The following is a 21274-nucleotide window of genomic DNA, read 5'->3' on the forward strand; positions in this document are numbered from 1 at the left end:
CATATCTCAAAATGGGACTAGTTGAATCAATGGCAAAAGAAATGATCAAAGAAATAGGGAATAAATCTAGAGAATTTTACGAATTTGTTCTACCTCCTGTAGATATGTATCTGGATAATGACAAATTGACATTAATAGTTGACATGCCAGGATTTACAAAAAAAGACATAAAATTATCATTAGATGGAAACATTCTCTCCATAAACGCATCAAAAGAAATTTCTGAAGAAAAAAATCACAATGTTATCTGCAATCAGAGACCAAATATCATAGATAAAAAAATCAGATTGCCGATTGAACTTAGAGAAGGAGAAAATGGGGTAAGTTCTGCAAAATATGATAATGGTGTATTAACAATAATAATTTTAGTTAAAAAACACGGTAAAGATATTCCTATAGAATAATTATCGTTTTCTAAATATTGTAAAAATACTCATTATTATCAAAGAACCAATTATTCCAGTAATTCCTAGAGATTCATTTGTAGTATACAAAACCGTAGAACCAACAAATATTGCAGATGAAAGTATACTTCCAGAAAGTAAAACATTGGATTTAGGTTTTGTATTTAGTTGGATTGATCTATTTTCATCAATGAATTTCTTAAGTTCTGGAGCAATTGAGATAGTGGCATCAATTGATTTTGCAAATCTTTGAAATGAATATTTGAGTTCTTCAATGTATGCATCTTTGATTAAATGTTCTTCTTGTAAAATTTCTCTCAATACTTTGACAAATTTAAAATCAACTTTATGTGTTTTGTAAATTCCTTCAATGATAGATGCCATTCTCATGTATAGCGCCAAATTTTTTGGAAGAACAAATGGAAATTTACTCATTGTTTTGTTTGCAAGTTCCATCAAACTTTGTACTTCCATTTCATCAGGCTTTTTTCCATGCATTGCACGAACTGCCAATTCTATTCCTTTTTCTATTACTGAACGGTTAAAATCAGGAGTTAGCATTCCGAGGTCTGCCATTGCATTAACTGTTCGAGGTGGATCTTTTTCAACTAGTGCAAGATAAAGTCGAATCAGTCTTAATCTAGTATCATTATCTAATCTCCCAACCATGCCATAATCATAAAGAATCAGTTTCCCATCGTCAGTTACTGAAATGTTTCCTGGATGAGGATCTGCATGAAATAAAGAATGACGTAAAAGCATGGTGAAAAAGACCTTATGAACATCAATGACTAGTTTGTGCCTGTCAATTCCCTTCTCATCAAGTGCTTCTATATTGGTAATTTTGATACCAGGAAGATATTCCATAGTAAGTACATTTTTTGAGGAATAATCATCATACACTGAGGGAATCGCTATGTTGCTTTTCTTCATGTCTTGCTTGATTTTTTTGAGATTTGTTGATTCTATCGTATAATCCATCTCTTCGTGAATAGTCTCAATAAATTGTGAAAGCATTGCTCTTGCAGAAAAACGTAAGTTTGGATCTACAAATCTCAATGCCATTGGAAGTATTTTTTTTAAGACTTTAAGATCCTCTTCTACAACTTTTTCAATACCAGGTCTTTTTACTTTAATTACAATCTCTTGACCAGATATTCTTCCTCGATAAACTTGACCTAGTGATGCACCAGAGAGAGGATTTTGATCTATGCTTTCAAATTTTTCATTAAGTGGTCCGATGTCATTTTCAATTATTGGTTTTACCAGATCAAATGGAGCTGCTGGAACACTATCTTGTAGCTTGGCAAGTTCTTCCAAGTATGGTTGTGGTAAAATATCCGCTCTTGATGAAAGCCATTGTCCTAATTTTATGTAAACAGGTCCTAACGAAATGAAAGTGTTTAAAACTTTACGTGCGTTCTTACGATATTTTTCTAAATCGGTGTCCTTGCCTTCTGTATTAACCCATTTTCTTCTATCTTTTCGTAATGCCAGAATTGAAGGTAGTAGTTTGTAAAGTACTTGAATTGTTCTTATGTTAGACATAATTATTCTAAATAATTTTTAGCTTTTTTTGTTGCAACATACCCAATGTATCCAGCAATAATAGAAGATGTTATAGTAGCTGCTATAGTTGAGTTTTTGGATTTATTATTCTTAAGAAATAATTTTGCAATTTTTGAACCACCTAAAATTGAACATGCAACTCCAATTAGAATTTCTGGGGCATCATATACTAAATGACCAAATGGATCTTTTCTAGGATCAATTTTATCAGTATGAACTAGAAATTTATCATCATATTCTCTTATGTGCAAATTACCATATCGATATTGTTTATTTGCGCCATTTTTTTGTCCAAGCATAGTTTCATGTGCCCCACCTATCATGAATTCTCTTAACTCCTTTGGCACTTCAATCTCATCTATTGGCATAAACGCAAGATCCATTATTCGTTTATAATCTTAGCCATAATAAAATTAAAAAATTTTCATATTTTTTATGCCTAAAAAATTTATTTTTTAGATTTTGATTCTTTTATTCTCTCTTTTCCAAATAATATAAAACTTGTAATGAATACAATCAACATAGAAATTCCAGTGATGTAAGCAAAATTGAATCCAATTCCTGGAAGATTTATTTCACGAGTAGAAATCAAATAGGTAGCAGCCAATAAGATCATACCAACGATTGTCAATTTTTGATGATTTCGCATTATTGTTGATTTTGTTTCTGTGTATATGAATTTAGAAATAAAAAGGATTCAGAGAAATGGTGTTGTTATGAATCCAACTATACTACCGACTAGAAATAGAAATATACTATTTGCCATGCCTGATTCATACCATCTCAACTTAATCATATAACAATAATGCAAATGTCCCAGAATAGGGAATTAGAATTGATCGAGTTTAAGGTGATGAATTCATAGTAGAGAGTTTTTTTATAACTTGTTCAAGTTCCAATTTATTATCATTAATTACTCGTTTTAGTACTGAAATCTCTTGGTTTAGTTGGTTTAAACTAGAATTATCCGAATGAATCAGTTTGTCTTCTAATTCTAGAAGCAGTTTTTGATTATACTGGTTAATTTTTTCTAGTTCATCTTTGTAGGTTTGTAATTTTTCGTATGGATCTGATTGTTTAATGGTTTCTGGAGAATTTTGATTTGTGATATAACCAAAAATGATCACTGAACTTCCTACAGCTAAAACTGCAATCATGACAATAATAGATAATCTCACTTTAAACAGTTCTTTTTCTATTTCTAATTTAAAATTTAATTTTAACTGGCCTGAATTTTTGATTTTTTACGCCTACGAATCACATAGAGTCCTATTGCAGCTGCTGCTATTAATGGAATAATAATCATAAAACTATTATCAGATTGAATTTTTACTGGTTCTTTTACAAATATTGTAGCATCATGTGTATACAGTGTTTCATCTCTAACACTATCTTTGTATCTTACAGTTAGTTTGATATCATGTTCTCCATATCTTGGCTCACCGTCAAATTCTAATGGAATGTTAAATGGCACAGGCGAATCAATTTCTATTTCGTCAATAAATTGAGTTTTTGTTTTAATATTTGAGTCACCCTTAGGCTCAATTGTAACAAAACCAAATACAGCATTTTCATTTCCTTCATTTATTATTTCTCCAACAACCATTTGTGTGTTAGATAATTCAATTACTCCAACATCATACATGTTAAGTTCAATCAATCCTCTAATGTAGAAATCAACAATTTTAGAAATAGTTTGCAAATCACCATGTGCATTATAGAATTGAATAGACAATGGAATTCGTAGTGTATCTTGTTGAAGATTTCCAGGTACGTATACAGTAGCAGTAAGATATCTAGATGATTTTGGATTTATGTTACCAACATCCCAATTAGATTCTAAGATCACTACATTTTCAACATTGGTAGTTGATGATGAAGTAGATGCAAGTTCTGTTTGAGTATTAGTAGCTACAATATCAACACTAGATAACGGTGCAGTTCCATCATTTGTAATTTCAATTACAACATTGTTTAATTTCAAAGATGTAAGGAATGGATCCAATGCTTTAACATTGATTATACTATCTCCTGTAACTTTAAAGGTAAATTCAGAAAATGAAGTTCTAACTCCTGATTCTCTTATTCTAGAATAATCAACCTTAACAGTACCCGGATATTGTTTAATTTGGATATTTTTATCAATATTAACATTAAATGTCATATAGAAAGTACTGCCAGCCAATGAATTGGAATCACTATTAGCAGTTATGAGTGAACCAGGACCATCTGCTGAAGAAAATCCAACTGGAAGGGATAGTTGGCCTTTGATTCCAGTAATATCTTGTGTTCCTACATTTGCAAATACTACAGTAAATGGGACATTATCATCACCAGGATCAATTTCAATTTTATTGTTAAAGGTTCCAAAGTATCCTTCTAGGAATTTTACATCTCCAAAATCTCTTTCAAATGGTGATTGGCCAAAACCACCAGATTTGATTTGAGCATATGAATCATCAGTAATTAATGGTATAAGCAATAACAAAGTCAATGAAAATAAAATTTTGTAATTTATCATGCTAAAACCTCCAATTCAGATGGTTGATTTCCTTCGGATGCTTTTCCATCTTTAATTGTAATTACTCGATCTGCTTCTCCAAAATGTTGTTGATCATGAGTAACAATGATGAATGTTTGATTCAATTCTTTTGCCATTGATTTCATCAAATCAACAATTATTTTCGAAGTAACAGAATCCAAATTACCAGTTGGTTCATCAGCTAAAACGATTGAAGGGTTATTTATCAAACCTCTAGCAATTGCTGCTCTTTGCGCTTGTCCACCTGAAATTTTATTTGCTCTTTTGTTAATTTGATTCTCTAATCCAACGGCTTTCAATAATTCTCTAGCATTTTTTTCAGCAGATTCTGTAGTTCCAGCAATTTCTCTTGGCAGTAATACATTTTCAAGAACAGTAAGATCAGTTAAAAGATTTGAAAATTGGAAAATAAATCCTAATTTTTTATTTCTAAATGTTGAGATTTGATTGTCAGATAGATTTGATGTGTCTGTTCCATCGATGAAGACTTTACCATTTGTAGGACGATCTAAAAGACCTATCATGTTAAGTAAGGTAGATTTTCCCGAACCAGAGCTGCCAACAATTAATACAAATTCTCCTTTTTCAATTGAAAATGATACATTATCTAAGGCTTTTACCGTGTTTTCGCCGACACCGTAAATTTTACTTAAATTATTAATTTCAAGTACCTTAGACAGTTCTCATCGCCTCCACTGGTAATAGTTTGGTCGCCCTATACGACGGATATAATGAAGCAATTATTGCTAACATAAAAGACAATACCGCAGTTTGAATAATTTTTTCCCAATTGTAACTTACTTCCAATGGGAGGCTATTATTGAATGACATTTTAGTCTCCTTTGCATAAAATGTGTATCCTAAGCCTGCTGCTGTTCCAACTCCAGCGCCTATTGCACCAATTATCATTCCTTGAAAAATAAAAATAACTAAAATATCTTTTCTGGTAGCACCTATTGATCTCATTACTCCTATTTCTCTAGTTTTTCCATTAACTAACATCATTTGAATTGTAACAATAGCAAATGCGGATGACATCATTCCAAAATAACCAATCATGTTTATCATAGCAATACCAGATCTAAAACCAGCTAATTGTTCTTCAGCTGATTCTTCTATTGTTTCTGCAATAAAATCATCATTAGGAAATGCAGCTAAAAAGAAATTTTTAACATCATCTGCTTTAGTTGGATCATTTAGTTTTACCATTATTGAACCTGATTCACCTTTTCTGTTCATCAAATCACGTAAAGTATCAATGTGTACAACTACACTATAATCAAAGCCTTGTCCACCGGGTGAGCTTGCTATACCAGTAACTACAAATCTTCTAATTTGATCTTGGCCAAATCTATCAACAATTTTTAATTTTAAACTATCACCTACTTCAACACCACCAAGATCTCGTGCAACATTAGAACCTAATACAATTGAATTTTTAGCAAAAACATATTGTCCATCTGTTACAGTTTCATGAACTGTAGAAGCTTGAATATCTCTAAATGGATCAACCCCAACAATAGGAATTCTTGTTTTTTCATGTAATGTACCAAATTTTGTCATGTTAATAGATGCACTAGATGACAACCGGGGAGTAGCTGCTTCTACATACGGAATTCTTTCAAACCAACTAACTAATGCTTGATCAGATTTGTCGATGTAGTCTTCTTCATCTGTGATCAGGACATCCCCGTTTCTATAATTTGAGATGTCTCTAACAATTGCATCAAATAATCCCTGAAAAATTACAAAATTTACATGAATTACCAAAATTCCAATAGTAACAGCTAAAACAGCTCCGATTAGACTTCCTTTTTTATTAAACAACATTCTTTTTGCTAATCGTAATCGATATTCCATAAGAAGACTAAAAATAGTCTGATATTTAATGTATATTATCTATAGTGCTAACAGTATAGACATTTTTATATCTTATTAGTTAATTGTAAACAATATGAAATTGATTAAGGTGACATATTGGACAATTTAGATATCAAAATTCTAAGCAGATTACTAAACAATTGTAGAGAATCAGACAGACAGATTGGAAAAGAGTTAGGAATATCAGGTGGAGCAATAAGAGCACGAATTAAAAAAATGCAGGAAGCCAAAATTATTGAAAAGTTTACAATTAAAGTTGAACCGCCAATTTTAGGACTAGGTGTTTTGTATATTGTAGTATCAGGACAAAACATCAAAGATGTTTTAGAACAAATCAGATTAGTTGGAGAGCCGTTTTTTGTTGTACCATGTGTAGGTGGAATCACAGTATGCAGTATAGTAATAAAAGAAAATTTACAACAAAAAATAGAACTTGCAAATAAACTAATGAAAGATGTAAGGGTACTATCAATTTTTGAAGCAGAAAGTCCAGGATATAGTTCTAATCTAACTAAAACAGATCTAGAAATTTTAGAGTATTTAATAAAAGAACCAAGACAAAAAATTGAAAAAATAGCAGAAGAGATGTCAATTTCTACAAAAACTGTTACAAGGTGTATTGATAAATTACAAAAAAATAATGGTATTCAATTTACATTAATTTATAATCCAAGAAAAATTGAAGGTTTTATTTCACATGCCATACTTGCATGGATTGATGGAAATCTTAAAGAAACATTAGATAAAATGAATAATGAACTTTCAGAATCATTTATGCAAATACCATTTATTGCAAAAAATCAGATTGTCTTGTTCATGTATAGTCGCAATATTTTTGAAATGGATGAATTAACTAAAATAGTTAGAAATATGAATGGAGTAAAATCTGCAGATTTGTTCATACCAAAAGAGATATCATTTCCAATGAAATGGTTAGAACAAGCAATCAGTATTGCTAAAAAATCACGAACACTACATATTTCGTATCAAACAAATTAAATATTAATCAAATTATGAATCAAACATGAAGAAGAAAATCTATGAAGGTAAAATATTAGGTCTTAGCATTTATGATTTAGTGATTGAAGGTAGAAAAGTAAAACGTGAGATGATAGAACATAGAGGGGCAGCGGCAATTTTAGCATTTGATGAAAACAATAAACTGATACTTGTAAAACAACATAGATATCCCCATGGTTATGTAATTGAAATTCCAGCAGGTACATTAGAAAAAAAAGAAGACCCAAAGAAATGTGCTTTTAGAGAATTAGAAGAAGAAACAGGATACAGTGCTAAAAAAATGACTCCATTAATCACATATTATCCTTCTATAGGATACAATACTGAGGCTATTCATTGTTTTGTAGCGTCTGGATTGAAAAAAATTACAGATTTGAAGCTGGATGAAGATGAAATATTATCTGTAGTAAAGATGGATTTTAAAAAAGTAATTACGATGATAAAAAATGGAAAAATTCAAGATTCAAAGACAATTTGTGCAGTTTTAACATATGCATTCAAAAAGAAATTAAATTAATTATTTATTGTATATTGGTTTTACAAGATCTACTACATCTGCCCATGATTTAGTAATTCGTTCAAACATATAAACAAGATCAAGAAGATCAATTGGAATTTCTTTTTTATTTCCAATTGTGTTTCTAAGTTTAGAAAGATTTTCTTGATGTTTTTTGTGTAATGCAATAGCTTCAATAGCTAAACGTCGATCAGGTTTTGTAAATGCATCAATAGACTTTTCTGCAAGATCATTAAAATTTTGAACTACATCAAAAATTTTTTTCAAGTGTTGATCAGATAAAGATGAATTATATACGAAATCAGCAAGTTCAACTATTGTATCACCTGCATTTTCTAAGAGATTTGCGGCTACTCTATAATCTAAAATATCAATATTTTCTAAATTAAATACATTAGCTAATCTTTTATCAACAAGAGTACTTCGAATTAAACGTACAAGAAGAAAATATTGTCTATTTACTTCTACATCTCTATTTGATAATGTACGTAAATTTGATTTATCATTCAAAATTAATCCATTTGATACGTCTTCATACATTCCAAGTGCAATGGAACTCATTCTTTTTAGAATTTTTTCTGGATTGAGTGTTGTTGCATCCAAAAGAAATTGCATATTAATATGCGAAGCATCTTCTTCAATAATTTCCATTCCAACTAATCGTCGCATAGAATTTCTAATTTGTTCTCTATCTACACCAGGAATAGTAGATTTAGAATTGATTAGTATAACATCATATCCTAACAGATACGCTCCAGTAATATCGGCTACAATATTTTCATCTTTAGGTAATGGATATGAAATTACAAGTTCTTTGGTTGGACGCATTTCTTTATTTGCAGAAATAGAAATGGTGTCTTGTCCAGTCTCAAGTTCAATTTGGCTGCCTTTATCTAGATTATTAGCAACTATCCATTCTTTTGGCAATGAAACTAGTATACTACTACCTATACGTTGTAGGCGTCGAATGAATTTAGTCAATTTATACTAGTATAATTAATTTAAGCCATATTCTTATATTTTGTGTAAAATTTAAACTATGATCAATGGAGTCCACTGCATTTTGTCCTGCTCATGTAACAGGTTTTTTCAAAGCGTACTTAGAAAAAGACAATCAAACTCCAGAAAAAATAGGTTCCATGGGTGCTGGATTTTCAATAAGAGAAGGAGTTACTACGCATATCAATATTTTACCAAAAATAAATCAAAAGTCTAATTTTAAAATTACAACTATAGGTTATGAATCAGACAAAACAGATGTTTCAGAATATGTTTTAAATGAATTTTTAAAGCTTGGAAATTTTGAAGATATGTTTTTTGATATTAAACATGAGATTACCATTCCTGTTGGATATGGTTTAGGTTCTAGTAGTGCTGTTGCATTATCATTATCATATGCATTAGATCATGTGCTTAAAACAAATTTAGATCATACTATGATTGGTCAGATTGCTCATAATGCAGAGATAAATTGCAATACAGGGTTAGGTGATGTTTTAGCATCATACCACGGAGGTTTCGAAATTAGAATCAAACCAGGAGCACCAGGAATAGGTAAAGTAGAAAAAATTAATCCAGGAGAAATTACAATAATCATGATTTGTTTTTCCCCAATTTCAACAAATAAATTCATCAAAGAGCGTTTATCACAAATTAACGGTCTAGGTGGAAAAATGGTAACTAAACTATTAGAATCAAAAAATTATGAACATTTTGAAGATATGTCATTAGAATTTGCAAAATATATTCAAGTAATGACATTAAGAATGGAAAATTTGATTCAAGAATTAGCTTCAAATGGAATAAAATGTGGTGTTGCATTATTTGGTGAAACTGTATTTACTATGATTCCAAAAGAAAAAGAAGAAAAGGTTTTACAAATCTTAAAAAAATATTCTGATGCAATAATTATAAAATCACAATTGGATAATCAGGGAGCTAGAGTGCTTAATAATTAATTGAACATAGATGTCTTTAATTCCAAAATCTCATCCTAGAGCTAAATCTCTTTTAATTAGAGAAAAACTTGTTTCCGGATTTGAACAGGGATTAGTAGCAAAGGAAGGTCTATTAGCACATGGTAGAGGAGAAGCATTTGATTATTTACTTGGTGAAAAAACAAATAAGAATGCAAAGTTAGCAATAAAAGCTGCTGCAGCACAAATACTTTTGGCAAAATTACCAGTCATTTCTATCAATGGAAATATTGCTGCATTATGCCCAAAAGAAGTAATCAATCTTGCCAAAATCTCAGGTGCAAAAATTGAAGTAAACTTGTTTTATACTAATGAAAAACGAAAAAAGAGTATCATAAAAACTCTAAAAAAGAATGGTGCAAACGAAATTTTAGGTACAAATCCTAACTTTTCAACTACATTATCAGGATTAGATTCTGCTAGAAGAATAGTTGATAAAAATGGAATATTTGTAGCCGATGTTGTAATTGTTCCATTAGAAGATGGAGATAGAACGATGGCACTAAGAAAAGCTGGTAAAACTGTCATAACATTTGATCTTAATCCACTTTCAAGAACTTCACAAACTGCAAATATTACAATAGTAGATAATGTGATTCGTGCCATAGATTTGTTATCTATAACTTATGAAAAATTATCAAAAAATAACAAAAACACACTTGAAAAGATCGTCAAGAATTTTAATAATAAAAAAAATCTTTCAGATAACATAATTGAAATTAAAAATAATTTAACAAGGAGAGCTCATTTTGCATAAATCAGTATATGATATTATTCGAATGAAAAAAGATGGTAAAAAAATTTCAGTCGTTACAAGTTATGATTATACACTTGCTTCACTTTGTGATAAAGCAGGAATAGACGTTCTACTTGTTGGAGATAGTGCGGGCATGGTAATGCTTGGCTATGAAAATACCATACCAGTAACAATGGATCAAATGTGTATGTTTACAGAAGCAGTTAGTAGAGCAAGGAAAAATGCTTTGTTGGTTGCAGATTTACCATTTATGTCATATCAAGTAAGTATTGAAGATGCAATAAAAAATTCTGGCAGATTAATACAAGCAGGAGCTGATGCAGTAAAACTAGAAGGTGGAATTACAATGTCAGAAACGATTAGTGCAATTACAGATATTGGTATTCCAGTAATGGGCCATATTGGATTACAACCACAAACAACAATGTTATCTGAAGGATATAAGGTACAGGGAAAAACAAAAGATACAGCAATAAAATTAATTGAAGATGCAAAGGAGCTTGAAGAAGCTGGTGCGTTCAGTATTGTTTTAGAAATGGTAAGTCATGAGGTTGCACAAATAATTTCAGAGACAGTAAGTATACCAACGATTGGAATTGGTTCAGGAGTTGGTTGCAGCGGACAGGTTCTAGTTGTGCAAGACTTGTTGGGAATGTATGAAAAAATCAAACCGAAATTTGCAAAAAGATATTTGAATCTATCAGAGGAAATTGTAAAATCTCTTGAAAACTATAAAACAGAAGTGGAATCAGGCGTATTTCCTGTCCAAGAAAACTGGTTTTCAATGGATGAAGATGAATTTAAAAAACTACGAGAGCAAATTGGCAGCTAAAAAGAAGATCATTGAGGAAAAGAATCATCCATCATTAGATATTGTGAGCTCATATGGAGTTGAACTTTCTGGGAAAAAAATCGTTCTTTGTGTAGCAGGAAGTGTAGCAGCATACAAAGCAATCGAATTAGCAAGATTGCTAATGAGACATGGTGCAGATGTCAGATGTGTTACAAGTGATGCAGTTACAAAATTAGTACAACCAGATTATTTTAAGTGGGCAACTGGAAATGCAGTAATAACAAAGCTAACAGGTGAATTAGAACACATCAAATTAGCAGACTATAACCAATCAGATCTCATCATAGTTTATCCAGCAACGGCAAACACGCTGGGAAAATTAGCTAATGGTATTGACGATACACCAGTATCTACGGTGCTTACAGTAGGATTTGGTTCAAAGATTCCAATTTTGATGTGTCTTGCCATGCATGCATCGATGTATGAAAATGCAGCAGTAAAAAAGAATGTGGAATTTTTAAAGAATAAAATTGAATTTCTATCTCCTCAACAAACTGAAGGTAAAGCAAAAGCTACTGAACCAGAAGATGTTTTAGATTATGTATTAAAAAAATTTGGATTTTCATCTATTTTAAAAAATAAAAAAGTTTTGATTACAGCTGGACCAACAATTGAATATATTGATCCTGTTAGAATAATTACAAATCAAAGCTCAGGAAAAACCGGTATGTTATTAGCCTCAGAATTAATTTCGTCAGGAGCTAAGGTCACATTAGTTTATGGTCCAGGAAGTGAAAAACCACCAAAAGGAGTAAAATTAATTAAAATTTCTACAAGCAATGAAATATTCAATGTTGTAAAAAAAGAGATGCAAAATAAATTTGATATTGTAATAATGGCAGCTGCTATATCAGACTACATTCCAGAAAATCCTAGCAAAAATAAAATAAAAAGTTCAAAAAATAAAATAAAAATCAGCCTCAAAAAGACTCAAAAAGTAATTAATTTTATTAAAAAATATCAGAAAAATGTATTCTTGGTAGGTTTCAAAGCTGAGGCAAATATTTCAAAAAATGAATTAATTACACTTGCAAAGAAAAAAATGGATGAATCAAATGCAGATATGATCATTGCAAATAATATTGGTTCAAAAAGATATAAGAAAAATCCTGAAAGTAATGAGATATTGATCATAGACTCAAACCGTGTAATTTCATCTGGTTGGATGAAAAAAGAAAAGATTGCTAAATTAATTATAAAAGAGATTGAAAATAAAATAAAAATATAAAATGAAAAAAGCAGAAATGAAAAAACTTTTAGCTGAATATAATAAGATTAGATTAAAGAAAATACAAAACGAAAAAATATTAGATAAGCTAAAAGAGATTGAACATAGATATTTTCACGAGACAGGAAGAACAATTAAATCAGATTTTAAAGAGATTACATAAAATATATCATCAAATATCAAAAACATAATGAAACTAGATCATATAGAATATAAACAAAGAAACATCAAGATATGGAATGAAATAGCACCAAGATATCATAAAAGATGGGCTGGTGTTAATCAAGGACCATTTCAAAGTACATCAAAGTTAGTTGATCTAGTAAACGTAAAGAAATGCGATAGTATTTTAGATCTTGCATGTGGTACAGGTGCAGTTACAAAAAAAATTCTTGATAAAATTGGAAATTCAGGATGTGTTATTGGAGCAGATGCTTCAGTTACTGCAATTAATATTGCAAAAAAATGGAATGGTAAAAAATCCAATTTAGATTTTATAAATATTGATGCTGAAAAATTTAATTTTAATCATAAATTTGACATTATAACATGTCAGTATGCATTATTTTTTTTCCCAAATGCACAAAAAGCATTAAAAAATATTAGAAATAGCCTCAAAAAAACAGGAACATTAGGAATATCAGTTCATGGTCATAAAGACAAAGTTCCATTTTTTAGCAGTATTTTAGATGCTATTACAAAATTTATTCCAGATTATGTACCACCTGGTACACCTAATTTAGATAGATTTGGAACAAAAAAATCATTATATGATGAAATAAAAAATGCAGGATTTTCAAAAATTTCAATAAAAGATTTTACATTTAGCTATAGTCCTGGAAATTTTGAAGAGTACTGGAAAAATTATCTGAAATACATTGCCAAACCAATTAAGGAAAAATTAGATGCATTAGATAAATCTCAGAGAAGTAAGTTGAAACAGGCAGTTAAACAAAACACTATTCCATATACAAAAAGAAATGAGGTGATAGTATTTCCTTGGCAAGTTTTAATTTTAACTGCAAAATACTAGATTGATAGTAGGGAGTAGAATGGGTAAAAATAACAAAAAGAAAGAAGATGAACCAAAAAAGTCAGATTTTAAGTCATTTCTAAAAAAAAGAGCTCCAATTTACCTAGGCATAGTAGCAATTTTTGTTGTATTTGTAATTCCTGAATTAACAAAAGGCGACTTAGAAAGTGGTTTTCCAGACAATTTAACAACTGAGGAAAAACAAATTTTAGAAATTTTAATGGCATATAATGGTCCAAATGAAAAAGGATTAACAGTATTGAATGCAATTAAAGAACAAATTGCTAAAGAATATCCTGATGAAAAAATATACGATAACAAAAAGACAAAAGTGGAACTAAACATTACTAAAGTTGATTCTACTGAAAATTATAAAGTGGTTTTGATGTTTGAATCATATAAAGGAAATATAGAATACGTCTGGAATGTAAATCAAATCACAAAAGAAATCAAGGCTGAAAGCTCAAATGCAAAACACATAATTGATATTGTAAACTATTACGACTAGAATTAGATAGTAATTAGATCTTTTGTAAATTTATGCAAAATTATTGGTTTATCTTTTACAATTAACGAGTCTTCAATTCTTACTCCAAATTTGTTTGGTATATAGATTCCAGGCTCTACAGTAATAGCCATGTTCTTTTTTAATTTTGTATCACTTCGATATGAAATAGTTGGTAATTCATGAACTTCAAGTCCAATACCATGACCTGTTGAATGAATAAAATATTTCCCATATCTTTGTTCTTCAATGTATTTTCTACAAGCAGAGTCTACATCTTTACAAGTAACATTTGGTTTAACAGATTCTAATCCAAGTTTTTGTGATTCTTTTACAATTTCATAGACTTGTTTTTCTTTAGGAGATATTTTTCCAATTGCAAATGTTCTAGTTGCATCTGAAACATATCCTTTGTATCTCAATGTAAGATCAACTACTACAAGATCTCCTTTTTTGAATTTTCTGTCAGTTACTTGTGCATGAGGTAATGCTCCATTGGATCCTCCAGCTATAATCAAAGGGTTAAGTGTTGATTTGTATCCAGTATCAAACATTTTTTGTCCCATTGCGTATGACATCAATATTGTTTGTAATTCAGACTCTTTTTGACCTACTTTCATTTTTTTATTACAAAGTTCATACATTTCATCAATTATTTTTGAAGCTTTTTTCAAAATATTGATCTCCGATTCATCTTTTATAATACGAGAATCATAAAATGGTTCAGTAGAAGATATTATCTTAGGTACAGTTTTTTTGAGAGATGTCATTACTGAATAATTTTGGCAATCAGTACAGACAGATTTTTTTTTGATTTTATTGGTTAATGAAGATATTAATCCCATACCACGTTCTGCAGTAATTACATCACAGTCTTCAGATTCTTCTTTAACACGACCTACCTCAAGTTCAGGAGCGATAATGGTGGTTTTTCCTCCTTTTTCTAACATACCAATAGCCTCACCCCAAAATCCAGTCATGTAGAATAAATTTTCAGGCTCAAATGCAATTAGTGTATCACAGTCAATCTTTTGAGCGAATTTGAGAAGATTTTTTCTTCGTTCCTTCACAAAAATATCACAGCGCTTCTCAATTTATGTATGATGTAAAGTTTGTATACAGCAATTTTGATTTTTTTAATATGACAGATGAAAAAAAGAAAGTAGTTGCTTTGTTATCTGGTGGTTTAGATAGCCAGCTTGCAGTTAGAATGATGCAGGAACAGGGATTTGAAGTTTCAGCTGTTGCAATAAAAACGCCTTTTTGTGATTTTGATTGTGGAAGAGGTTGTGGTTTTGAGATTAGAGAAAGAGCTGATGATCTTAATGTCAATTTAAAAACAGTGTATCTTGGTGATGAATACATTGAGATGTTAAAACATCCAAAACATGGAATTGGTGCTGGGTTTAATCCATGTGTTGATTGTAGGACTATGATGTTTGATGCTGCAAAAAAACACATGGAAGAGATCGGTGCTGAGTTTATTATTTCAGGAGAAGTGTTAGGACAAAGACCAATGAGTCAACATGCTCCTTCATTAAGAATAATTGAAAAAGATTCAGGTCTAGTTGGAAAAATTGTTAGACCATTATCTGCAGGGCTACTTCCAGAAACAGATCCTGAAAAAAATGGATTGATCAAAAGAGAAAATCTTGGGATGATTAAAGGAAGAACTAGAAGAACACAATTAGAGATGGCAAAAAAATATGGAATTGAAAATCCACCAAATGCAGGTGGCGGATGTCTTTTAACTGATCCAACATTTGGTTTACGTGCAAAAGATTTGTTTGCACATACTGAAACTCCTACAATAAATGATATTGATTTACTAAAAGTAGGAAGACATTTCAGATTAGATGAACAAACTAAATTTGTTGTTGGAAGAAATAAAGATGAAAATGAAATGATAAAAGCAATTGCATTGTCTGATGATATTTTATTACAGGCACGTGATCATATGGGACCAGTTGCAATTTTACGGGGAAAGAATGCAGATATGCATGTAAAATTTGCATCTTCTATTACCCTAAGATATTCAGATGCACCAAAGGGAATGCAATCAGCAATTACTATTTCCAAAAACAACATAACAAACGAAATCACAGCAGAGCATGCTGAAGAAGAATCATACATTAAATTTAGAATTTAGGCATGAATTTTTTTTGGAATTAGTTAAAACTAAGGAAGAGTTTTTGAAGGAGTAGATCGCATTTTCTTCAAGGATGCAAAAACAGGAAAATCCCACCTATTTGAAAGCCATTACTATACGAGACATCAGTGATGTACATTCGATTAAAGAAGACATCAAAAAAGAAATGATTTTAATTCTTAGAGTTACGCCGTTGGCTCAAAAAAATGTTGAACAGCTTAGAAAAGTAGTTGAGGAGTTGTATTCTATTGCAAAAACTGAAGGTGCAGATATTGCAAGATTGGGTGAAGAGAGAATTATTGTAGCACCATCAAACATTAAAATCTGGAAACCAGAATACGATCTAAAATAATTTGATCGCTTCTTGAACTTGAGGGTAGTGTGCAGGAACTCTAAACATTCTTCTGATATTCATTGCTAAATTTTCTGATTTTCGTCGTTCACCGTGATTTACAAGGACTCTACGAAGTTTTGGCCTTAATCTTTGAACAAAAGACATTAACTGATTATAATCACTGTGTCCACTAAATCCATCTAATTTTTCAACACTACAATTAATTGTAACAACTTCTACTTTTCCTTCTTTACCTAACATAGTAACTTGTTTTGAACCATCCAATACTCTTCTACCCATAGTTCCATTGACTTGATATGAAACAAACAGGACTTTATTCTTTTTATCAGGAGCAATATTTTTGAAATATTCTAAAACAGGTCCACCTTCCAACATTCCAGATGTTGCTAAAATAATACATGGTGAATTATCTCGCATCGGTTCTTCTCGTGTATCAGCGTGCTCAATGTTTGTAAAGTATTCTGAATCAAATGGGTTATCATCAGTTTCTAAGATTTTCTGTTTTAATTCTCTAGCAAGGTATTCAGGATATGCCTCATGAATTGCAGAAGCTTCTGAAATCATTCCTTCTGTAAAAACAGGAGCTTCGACCATTTCACCGGATTTCATATAGTGATCAATTACCATCATGATTTCTTGTGCACGACCGACCGCAGGAATAGGAATGAGAACTTTTCCTCCATCAGCAAGAGTGTTATTTACTGCATTAATGAAAGCAGATTCTACTTCTTGTCTGGTTGGTTGAATGTCTTCTTTTGCACCGTATGTACTTTCAATTAACAGAGTTTCAACTCTGGGGAAATTCCAACTGGCTGCTTCAAATAGGATACTTTTTCCAAATTTAATATCGCCAGAATAAACAAAATTATGATCACCGTTGCCAATATGAAAATGACATAAAGCTGAACCTAAAATATGACCAGCATTTGCAAGTACCAATTTAATGTCAGGAGAAATATCTGTAACAGTACCATATGGTAAAGTAATTGCTTGTTTCATGATTTGTTTAACATCTCTTTCAGAGTAAATTGGTGTTCTACCTTGTGCAGCAGCAACTTTGATTGCATCTAATTGAATAAGATTCATCATAGGTAGTGTTGGCTCAGTGCAATAAATTGGTCCTTTATAACCAAATTTACACAATGCAGGTAAGAACCCAGTATGATCTAAGTGTGCATGTCCAATCACAATTGCATCAAGTTCGTCTAAAGTAATATCTAGAAAATCTAATCTAGGAAAAGAATCCATTGGGTGTTTAGCACCAGGATTTATACCACAATCAACTAGGATTTTACTTTCAGGAGTAGATAAGAGCATACAAGATCTTCCTACTTGACTAAAACCACCAAGTGTTATGAGAGATACCTCAGATTTTTGTGCTAAACGGGGTCTAAATATCTCATCTCCGATTTGTTTGAATTGTTTGCTTCGTTCAACAGCTGTGAGTTTTAGATTTGCATTTATTGTTTGAATAGTACGAGATGGTATTGTGGTTGCTTTTCTTACACGGAGTTTCCAACCTATTTTTTCAGTTATTTCAGCATGATTGAATTCTTTTGCATCTCTTTGTAGTAACCAAGGTCTTTTAGCTTCAATTGAAACTTCACCTGTAGCAGTATCAAAAAATGCCCCTTGAAAATTTGCTTCTTTTGGAATACATTCAGCTAAAATTTTTCTTGCATCTTCTTCTGATTTTCTAATAGATTCGTCAGTTCGTACAACAATTCTTTTTTTAATTATATTAACAAGATTAGAAATTGTTTCGTTGTTTTCCATCAGATAACGTGGTGAATTTGTATACAACGCAATTCTTGGTCCTTCATATTCAATTTTTGTTACCTTAGCTTCTTTGGGTATACTTTGCAGTATGATCGCCATCATATTTTGGCTAGGAGGTAATTCTTTTTGTTGCTGTTTTCTTTGCATTAAATCACTAAAGTTCGATGACTGCTTTCTTTTGTTCTTCAGTCAAAAGACGGAATCCGTCTTTATCCATAACTGCGATGTTAATTCCATCGCCAGTACCTATGTTTCTAACTATTGCGGCTTTTACTGCTCTTAGAGCAATTTTTTTTGCTTCTTCTACTGTTAGATCTGATCTATATTCTTCTTCTAACAAACCATATGCTACAGGAGAGCCACTACCTGTTGTTACATAAGATTTTTGTTCAACTGAACCAAACATGTCGATATTAAATAATGCAGGACCATTTGCATCATAACCACCAACAAGAATATCTGCCATGAATGGATAACCACGATTCTGATGAAATATGAGAGAACAGAGTCTAGCAAGAGAATGAATTGAAATTGGTCCCTGTTTTTCTACTCTATGAAGATTTGAATGATAACGAAGTATATCCACAATGTTTTGAGCATCTGCTACACCTCCAGCTAAAGTCAAGCCTGCGTGTGCATCAATTTTTTGAATTTTCATAGTATTGTTATTTGCAATAAAATATCCAGCACTGGCTCTCATATCAGCGCATAAGACAACACCGTCTTTAGCCTTGATACCTACAGTGGTAGTCCCGTGCAGAATTTTTTCTTCAACATTATTTGACAAAATACACCTATTAGAGATATTAGGAAATGCATGACACCCTTTTAAATAACTTTTTGTTCCATTGAAATGATAAATAATGACAAAAAGTCATGATCGTATGCAGTCGCATACGATGGAACTGCCCAGGCTCATTGAAATTGGGGAGAGAAACATAGGTGATTTTGGAAAGTTTGTTAATTCTCTCAATAAATCAAAAAGAATTTCATTAATCAGCGGAACAAATGTAACAAAAATTATTCAGAAAAAAATTGAAAGTTCGTTAAAATCCAATAAAATAAAATTCGTTTGGCATATGTCTGGAAACAATACAATTCCAGCCATAAATACGATCCAAAAAGACGTAAAAAAAGATCAAAGTGAGTTGATTGCAGGTATTGGAGGAGGTCGTTCTGTAGATACTGCTAAAATGATTGCATTTAATCTAGATAAACCGTTTGTAAGTGTACCAACAGCTGCTTCGCATGACGGAATGGCAAGTCCATTTGTTTCTATTGTTGGCGATAAACCGCACTCAATTGTTGCATCAGCACCGTTAGGAGTATTTGTAGATATTGATATAATTCGTAAAGCGCCTCCAAAACTTTTAGCTAGTGGTTGTGGTGATCTTATTGCAAATATTATAGCTGTTAAAGATTGGCGGTTAGGACATGAAAAAACAGGTGAGTATTACGGTAGATATTCTGCAGATTTAGCATTGATGAGTGCAAAAATAGTTATGGAAAATTCAAGTCATTATGCTAAAAACGGACTAGATGTAAGAATAATTGTTGAAGCATTGATTAGTGCAGGAGTTGCGTCTTGTATTGCAGGTAGTAGTAGACCATGTTCAGGAGCAGAACATCTTTTTTCACATGCTTTAGATAAGATTGCACCTGGAAGAGGTCTTCATGGAGAGAAATGTGGTATTGGTTCTATTATGATGGCAAAGTTACAAGGACAAGATTGGAAAAAAATTGTAAAAACGTTAAAAGATGTTGGTGCACCAACATCAGCAAAACAAATTGGTTTAAAATCTGAAGAAATTGTAACTGCTCTAATGATTGCACAAGAATTAAGGCCTGAAAGATATACTATTTTAAAAGAAATTGAAATGACAGAGAAAAAGGCGTTGAATCTTGCAAAAGTAACTAATGTAATTTGATTTAAGCTGTTTTTGGTTCTGGTGATTTTTCTTCTTTAGTTTCAGCTTTCTTTGTCTGAGTTTGTTTATTTACATGTGTTTCAATAAAGTTGACTTTCTCTAATGATGGAACAAATTTGAAAATATCTAATTGTATGAAGTGTTTCATTATTTGAAGTCCATCAGCTCGTAGTATTTCTTCAGGAATTGTGATGTTTACTTCTTTATCTTTTAATTCAAATGCAATCTTTGAATCTTCTAAAGGCAGTCTATTTTTTAGAATACCATCGACTTTATCGTTTGGAGTTTCAAGTGATTTTACTACATTAACATCATAAAGAATTGTTTTACCTGCGTATCTGTGATTATAATCAATTTGGACTCTTCCTGAACCAATATATCTTATAATTCCTCTCTTATTATCAACCTCAATTGTATCGCCTACAGAAACTTTTTCAGCGTCTTCACCAAGTTTTCTAATTGGAATCATTCTAACTTTACCAGAATCACGTTCGCCAAAGCCCTTGTCAGGAGTAACTTCAATTGTGAGTTTATCACCTACTGAAGTTTTAGCTAATGCTTCATCTAATCCTTTGAGAACAGGATAGGATACTTCACCAATTGAAACAAGCTTTGGTTGATATTTTACATTTGATTCATGAATAGAATGTTTTTTTGCATCTTCTTCTATAGTAGTATCAAAAACTTCTGCATTATCTTTAACCTTAGCAGTATAATCAATTAGTATCAATGAACCTTTATTGAAAGTCAATGTGATCGGTCTCGAATTTCCTTATAT

The 21274-nt window shown here is 31.2% G+C and carries 25 protein-coding genes; 13 read left to right on the top strand and 12 right to left on the bottom strand.

Going from position 1 to position 21274, the window contains the following annotated elements:
* Positions 1 to 11: 11 nt before the first annotated feature.
* Complete coding sequence (gene hsp14 / locus K5782_RS05690) at positions 12 to 404, top strand: archaeal heat shock protein Hsp14 (RefSeq protein ID WP_297464780.1); 393 nt, start codon at positions 12 to 14, stop codon at positions 402 to 404.
* Here the strand turns inward: hsp14 and K5782_RS05695 are convergent, their stop codons facing one another.
* The 7 genes from K5782_RS05695 to K5782_RS05725 form a co-directional block, all read right to left on the bottom strand.
* Entirely contained in the window at positions 405 to 1952 is a 1548-nt protein-coding gene (locus tag K5782_RS05695) for an AarF/ABC1/UbiB kinase family protein (RefSeq protein WP_297464782.1), read from the bottom strand. It lies immediately after the preceding gene.
* 2 nt (positions 1953 to 1954) lie between these two features.
* Positions 1955 to 2341 (bottom strand): hypothetical protein, encoded by a 387-nt coding sequence (locus K5782_RS05700; protein WP_297464784.1) that lies wholly within the window; start codon positions 2339 to 2341, stop codon positions 1955 to 1957.
* 80 nt (positions 2342 to 2421) lie between these two features.
* On the bottom strand, positions 2422 to 2622 hold the full coding sequence (locus K5782_RS05705; protein WP_297464786.1) for a hypothetical protein: 201 nt from the start codon (positions 2620 to 2622) through the stop codon (positions 2422 to 2424).
* Positions 2623 to 2818: 196 nt separating this feature from the next.
* A complete protein-coding gene (locus K5782_RS05710; RefSeq protein WP_297464788.1) occupies positions 2819 to 3151 on the bottom strand; it encodes a hypothetical protein in 333 nt (110 codons plus the stop codon).
* 41 nt (positions 3152 to 3192) lie between these two features.
* Positions 3193 to 4494 carry a hypothetical protein gene (locus K5782_RS05715; protein WP_297464790.1) on the bottom strand — a complete coding sequence of 434 codons (1302 nt, stop codon included), beginning with the start codon at positions 4492 to 4494 and terminating at the stop codon, positions 3193 to 3195.
* Positions 4491 to 5159, bottom strand: a complete 669-nt coding sequence (locus tag K5782_RS05720) for an ABC transporter ATP-binding protein (RefSeq protein ID WP_297465054.1) — start codon at positions 5157 to 5159, stop codon at positions 4491 to 4493. The genes K5782_RS05715 and K5782_RS05720 overlap by 4 nt, the downstream gene beginning before the upstream one ends.
* A gap of 28 nt (positions 5160 to 5187) precedes the next feature.
* Positions 5188 to 6375, bottom strand: coding sequence for an ABC transporter permease (locus tag K5782_RS05725; protein ID WP_297464792.1), 1188 nt, complete (start codon positions 6373 to 6375; stop codon positions 5188 to 5190).
* A gap of 117 nt (positions 6376 to 6492) precedes the next feature.
* Between K5782_RS05725 and K5782_RS05730 the strand changes: the two genes are divergently transcribed.
* On the top strand, positions 6493 to 7395 hold the full coding sequence (locus K5782_RS05730; RefSeq protein WP_297464794.1) for an AsnC family transcriptional regulator: 903 nt from the start codon (positions 6493 to 6495) through the stop codon (positions 7393 to 7395).
* A gap of 25 nt (positions 7396 to 7420) precedes the next feature.
* Positions 7421 to 7933 carry an NUDIX hydrolase gene (locus K5782_RS05735; protein ID WP_297464795.1) on the top strand — a complete coding sequence of 171 codons (513 nt, stop codon included), beginning with the start codon at positions 7421 to 7423 and terminating at the stop codon, positions 7931 to 7933.
* Here K5782_RS05735 and K5782_RS05740 read toward each other — a convergent pair whose 3' ends face one another.
* Positions 7934 to 8914 carry a phosphate uptake regulator PhoU gene (locus K5782_RS05740; protein ID WP_297464799.1) on the bottom strand — a complete coding sequence of 327 codons (981 nt, stop codon included), beginning with the start codon at positions 8912 to 8914 and terminating at the stop codon, positions 7934 to 7936.
* Positions 8915 to 8979: 65 nt separating this feature from the next.
* Between K5782_RS05740 and K5782_RS05745 the strand changes: the two genes are divergently transcribed.
* The 7 genes from K5782_RS05745 to K5782_RS05775 are packed head-to-tail and all read left to right on the top strand — an operon-like array spanning position 8980 to position 14288.
* Positions 8980 to 9891 carry a GHMP kinase gene (locus K5782_RS05745; protein ID WP_297464801.1) on the top strand — a complete coding sequence of 304 codons (912 nt, stop codon included), beginning with the start codon at positions 8980 to 8982 and terminating at the stop codon, positions 9889 to 9891.
* A 10-nt stretch (positions 9892 to 9901) separates the two neighbouring features.
* Positions 9902 to 10666 carry a 4-phosphopantoate--beta-alanine ligase gene (locus K5782_RS05750; RefSeq protein WP_297464802.1) on the top strand — a complete coding sequence of 255 codons (765 nt, stop codon included), beginning with the start codon at positions 9902 to 9904 and terminating at the stop codon, positions 10664 to 10666.
* Positions 10659 to 11498, top strand: a complete 840-nt coding sequence (gene panB / locus K5782_RS05755) for a 3-methyl-2-oxobutanoate hydroxymethyltransferase (protein WP_297464804.1) — start codon at positions 10659 to 10661, stop codon at positions 11496 to 11498. The genes K5782_RS05750 and panB overlap by 8 nt, the downstream gene beginning before the upstream one ends.
* Complete coding sequence (gene coaBC / locus K5782_RS05760; protein WP_297464807.1) at positions 11488 to 12747, top strand: bifunctional phosphopantothenoylcysteine decarboxylase/phosphopantothenate--cysteine ligase CoaBC; 1260 nt, start codon at positions 11488 to 11490, stop codon at positions 12745 to 12747. The genes panB and coaBC overlap by 11 nt, the downstream gene beginning before the upstream one ends.
* 1 nt (position 12748) lies before the next feature.
* Entirely contained in the window at positions 12749 to 12910 is a 162-nt protein-coding gene (locus K5782_RS05765) for a hypothetical protein (protein ID WP_297464810.1), read from the top strand.
* 27 nt (positions 12911 to 12937) lie between these two features.
* A complete protein-coding gene (locus K5782_RS05770; RefSeq protein ID WP_297464812.1) occupies positions 12938 to 13780 on the top strand; it encodes a methyltransferase domain-containing protein in 843 nt (280 codons plus the stop codon).
* Positions 13781 to 13799: 19 nt separating this feature from the next.
* Positions 13800 to 14288, top strand: a complete 489-nt coding sequence (locus K5782_RS05775) for a DUF3888 domain-containing protein (protein WP_297464814.1) — start codon at positions 13800 to 13802, stop codon at positions 14286 to 14288.
* 2 nt (positions 14289 to 14290) lie between these two features.
* On the opposite strand, the gene K5782_RS05780 is transcribed toward K5782_RS05775, so the two are convergent.
* The gene (locus K5782_RS05780; protein WP_297464816.1) at positions 14291 to 15355 is read right to left on the bottom strand and encodes an aminopeptidase P family protein; all 1065 of its coding nucleotides are present in this window, start codon (positions 15353 to 15355) and stop codon (positions 14291 to 14293) included.
* A gap of 71 nt (positions 15356 to 15426) precedes the next feature.
* Between K5782_RS05780 and K5782_RS05785 the strand changes: the two genes are divergently transcribed.
* Together K5782_RS05785 and sepF are read left to right on the top strand one after the other, a co-directional pair.
* Positions 15427 to 16434, top strand: coding sequence for a tRNA (5-methylaminomethyl-2-thiouridylate)-methyltransferase (locus tag K5782_RS05785; RefSeq protein ID WP_297464818.1), 1008 nt, complete (start codon positions 15427 to 15429; stop codon positions 16432 to 16434).
* Between the two features lie 73 nt (positions 16435 to 16507).
* Positions 16508 to 16786 carry a cell division protein SepF gene (sepF, locus tag K5782_RS05790; protein ID WP_007551580.1) on the top strand — a complete coding sequence of 93 codons (279 nt, stop codon included), beginning with the start codon at positions 16508 to 16510 and terminating at the stop codon, positions 16784 to 16786.
* Here sepF and K5782_RS05795 read toward each other — a convergent pair.
* Complete coding sequence (locus K5782_RS05795; protein ID WP_297464821.1) at positions 16778 to 18715, bottom strand: beta-CASP ribonuclease aCPSF1; 1938 nt, start codon at positions 18713 to 18715, stop codon at positions 16778 to 16780. The two genes, sepF and K5782_RS05795, sit on opposite strands and share 9 nt — an antisense overlap.
* Positions 18716 to 18722: 7 nt before the next feature.
* Complete coding sequence (psmB, locus tag K5782_RS05800) at positions 18723 to 19355, bottom strand: archaeal proteasome endopeptidase complex subunit beta (protein ID WP_007551584.1); 633 nt, start codon at positions 19353 to 19355, stop codon at positions 18723 to 18725.
* Positions 19356 to 19431: 76 nt separating this feature from the next.
* Between psmB and K5782_RS05805 the strand changes: the two genes are divergently transcribed.
* Positions 19432 to 20496 (top strand): sn-glycerol-1-phosphate dehydrogenase, encoded by a 1065-nt coding sequence (locus tag K5782_RS05805; RefSeq protein WP_297464825.1) that lies wholly within the window; start codon positions 19432 to 19434, stop codon positions 20494 to 20496.
* 1 nt (position 20497) lies between these two features.
* On the opposite strand, the gene K5782_RS05810 is transcribed toward K5782_RS05805, so the two are convergent.
* Complete coding sequence (locus tag K5782_RS05810; RefSeq protein ID WP_297464827.1) at positions 20498 to 21247, bottom strand: peptidylprolyl isomerase; 750 nt, start codon at positions 21245 to 21247, stop codon at positions 20498 to 20500.
* Positions 21248 to 21274 lie beyond the last annotated feature (27 nt).

Origin of the sequence: Nitrosarchaeum sp. (assembly GCF_025699065.1) — an archaeon.
GTDB lineage: Archaea > Thermoproteota > Nitrososphaeria > Nitrososphaerales > Nitrosopumilaceae > Nitrosarchaeum.

What these genes read in the sequence shown, in the direction of transcription:
- K5782_RS05745 (WP_297464801.1), top strand. Translation starts at nt 8,980, where the DNA reads ATGGAGTCCACTGCATTTTGTCCTGCTCATGTAACAGGTTTTTTCAAA.
- K5782_RS05725 (WP_297464792.1), bottom strand. Translation starts at nt 6,375, where the DNA reads ATGGAATATCGATTACGATTAGCAAAAAGAATGTTGTTTAATAAAAAA.
- hsp14 (WP_297464780.1), top strand. Translation starts at nt 12, where the DNA reads ATGGGACTAGTTGAATCAATGGCAAAAGAAATGATCAAAGAAATAGGG.
- K5782_RS05715 (WP_297464790.1), bottom strand. Translation starts at nt 4,494, where the DNA reads ATGATAAATTACAAAATTTTATTTTCATTGACTTTGTTATTGCTTATA.
- sepF (WP_007551580.1), top strand. Translation starts at nt 16,508, where the DNA reads ATGCAAAAACAGGAAAATCCCACCTATTTGAAAGCCATTACTATACGA.
- K5782_RS05770 (WP_297464812.1), top strand. Translation starts at nt 12,938, where the DNA reads ATGAAACTAGATCATATAGAATATAAACAAAGAAACATCAAGATATGG.
- K5782_RS05795 (WP_297464821.1), bottom strand. Translation starts at nt 18,715, where the DNA reads ATGCAAAGAAAACAGCAACAAAAAGAATTACCTCCTAGCCAAAATATG.
- K5782_RS05775 (WP_297464814.1), top strand. Translation starts at nt 13,800, where the DNA reads ATGGGTAAAAATAACAAAAAGAAAGAAGATGAACCAAAAAAGTCAGAT.
- K5782_RS05785 (WP_297464818.1), top strand. Translation starts at nt 15,427, where the DNA reads ATGACAGATGAAAAAAAGAAAGTAGTTGCTTTGTTATCTGGTGGTTTA.
- K5782_RS05735 (WP_297464795.1), top strand. Translation starts at nt 7,421, where the DNA reads ATGAAGAAGAAAATCTATGAAGGTAAAATATTAGGTCTTAGCATTTAT.
- K5782_RS05705 (WP_297464786.1), bottom strand. Translation starts at nt 2,622, where the DNA reads ATGCGAAATCATCAAAAATTGACAATCGTTGGTATGATCTTATTGGCT.
- K5782_RS05765 (WP_297464810.1), top strand. Translation starts at nt 12,749, where the DNA reads ATGAAAAAAGCAGAAATGAAAAAACTTTTAGCTGAATATAATAAGATT.
- K5782_RS05805 (WP_297464825.1), top strand. Translation starts at nt 19,432, where the DNA reads ATGACAAAAAGTCATGATCGTATGCAGTCGCATACGATGGAACTGCCC.
- K5782_RS05695 (WP_297464782.1), bottom strand. Translation starts at nt 1,952, where the DNA reads ATGTCTAACATAAGAACAATTCAAGTACTTTACAAACTACTACCTTCA.
- K5782_RS05750 (WP_297464802.1), top strand. Translation starts at nt 9,902, where the DNA reads ATGTCTTTAATTCCAAAATCTCATCCTAGAGCTAAATCTCTTTTAATT.
- K5782_RS05700 (WP_297464784.1), bottom strand. Translation starts at nt 2,341, where the DNA reads ATGCCAATAGATGAGATTGAAGTGCCAAAGGAGTTAAGAGAATTCATG.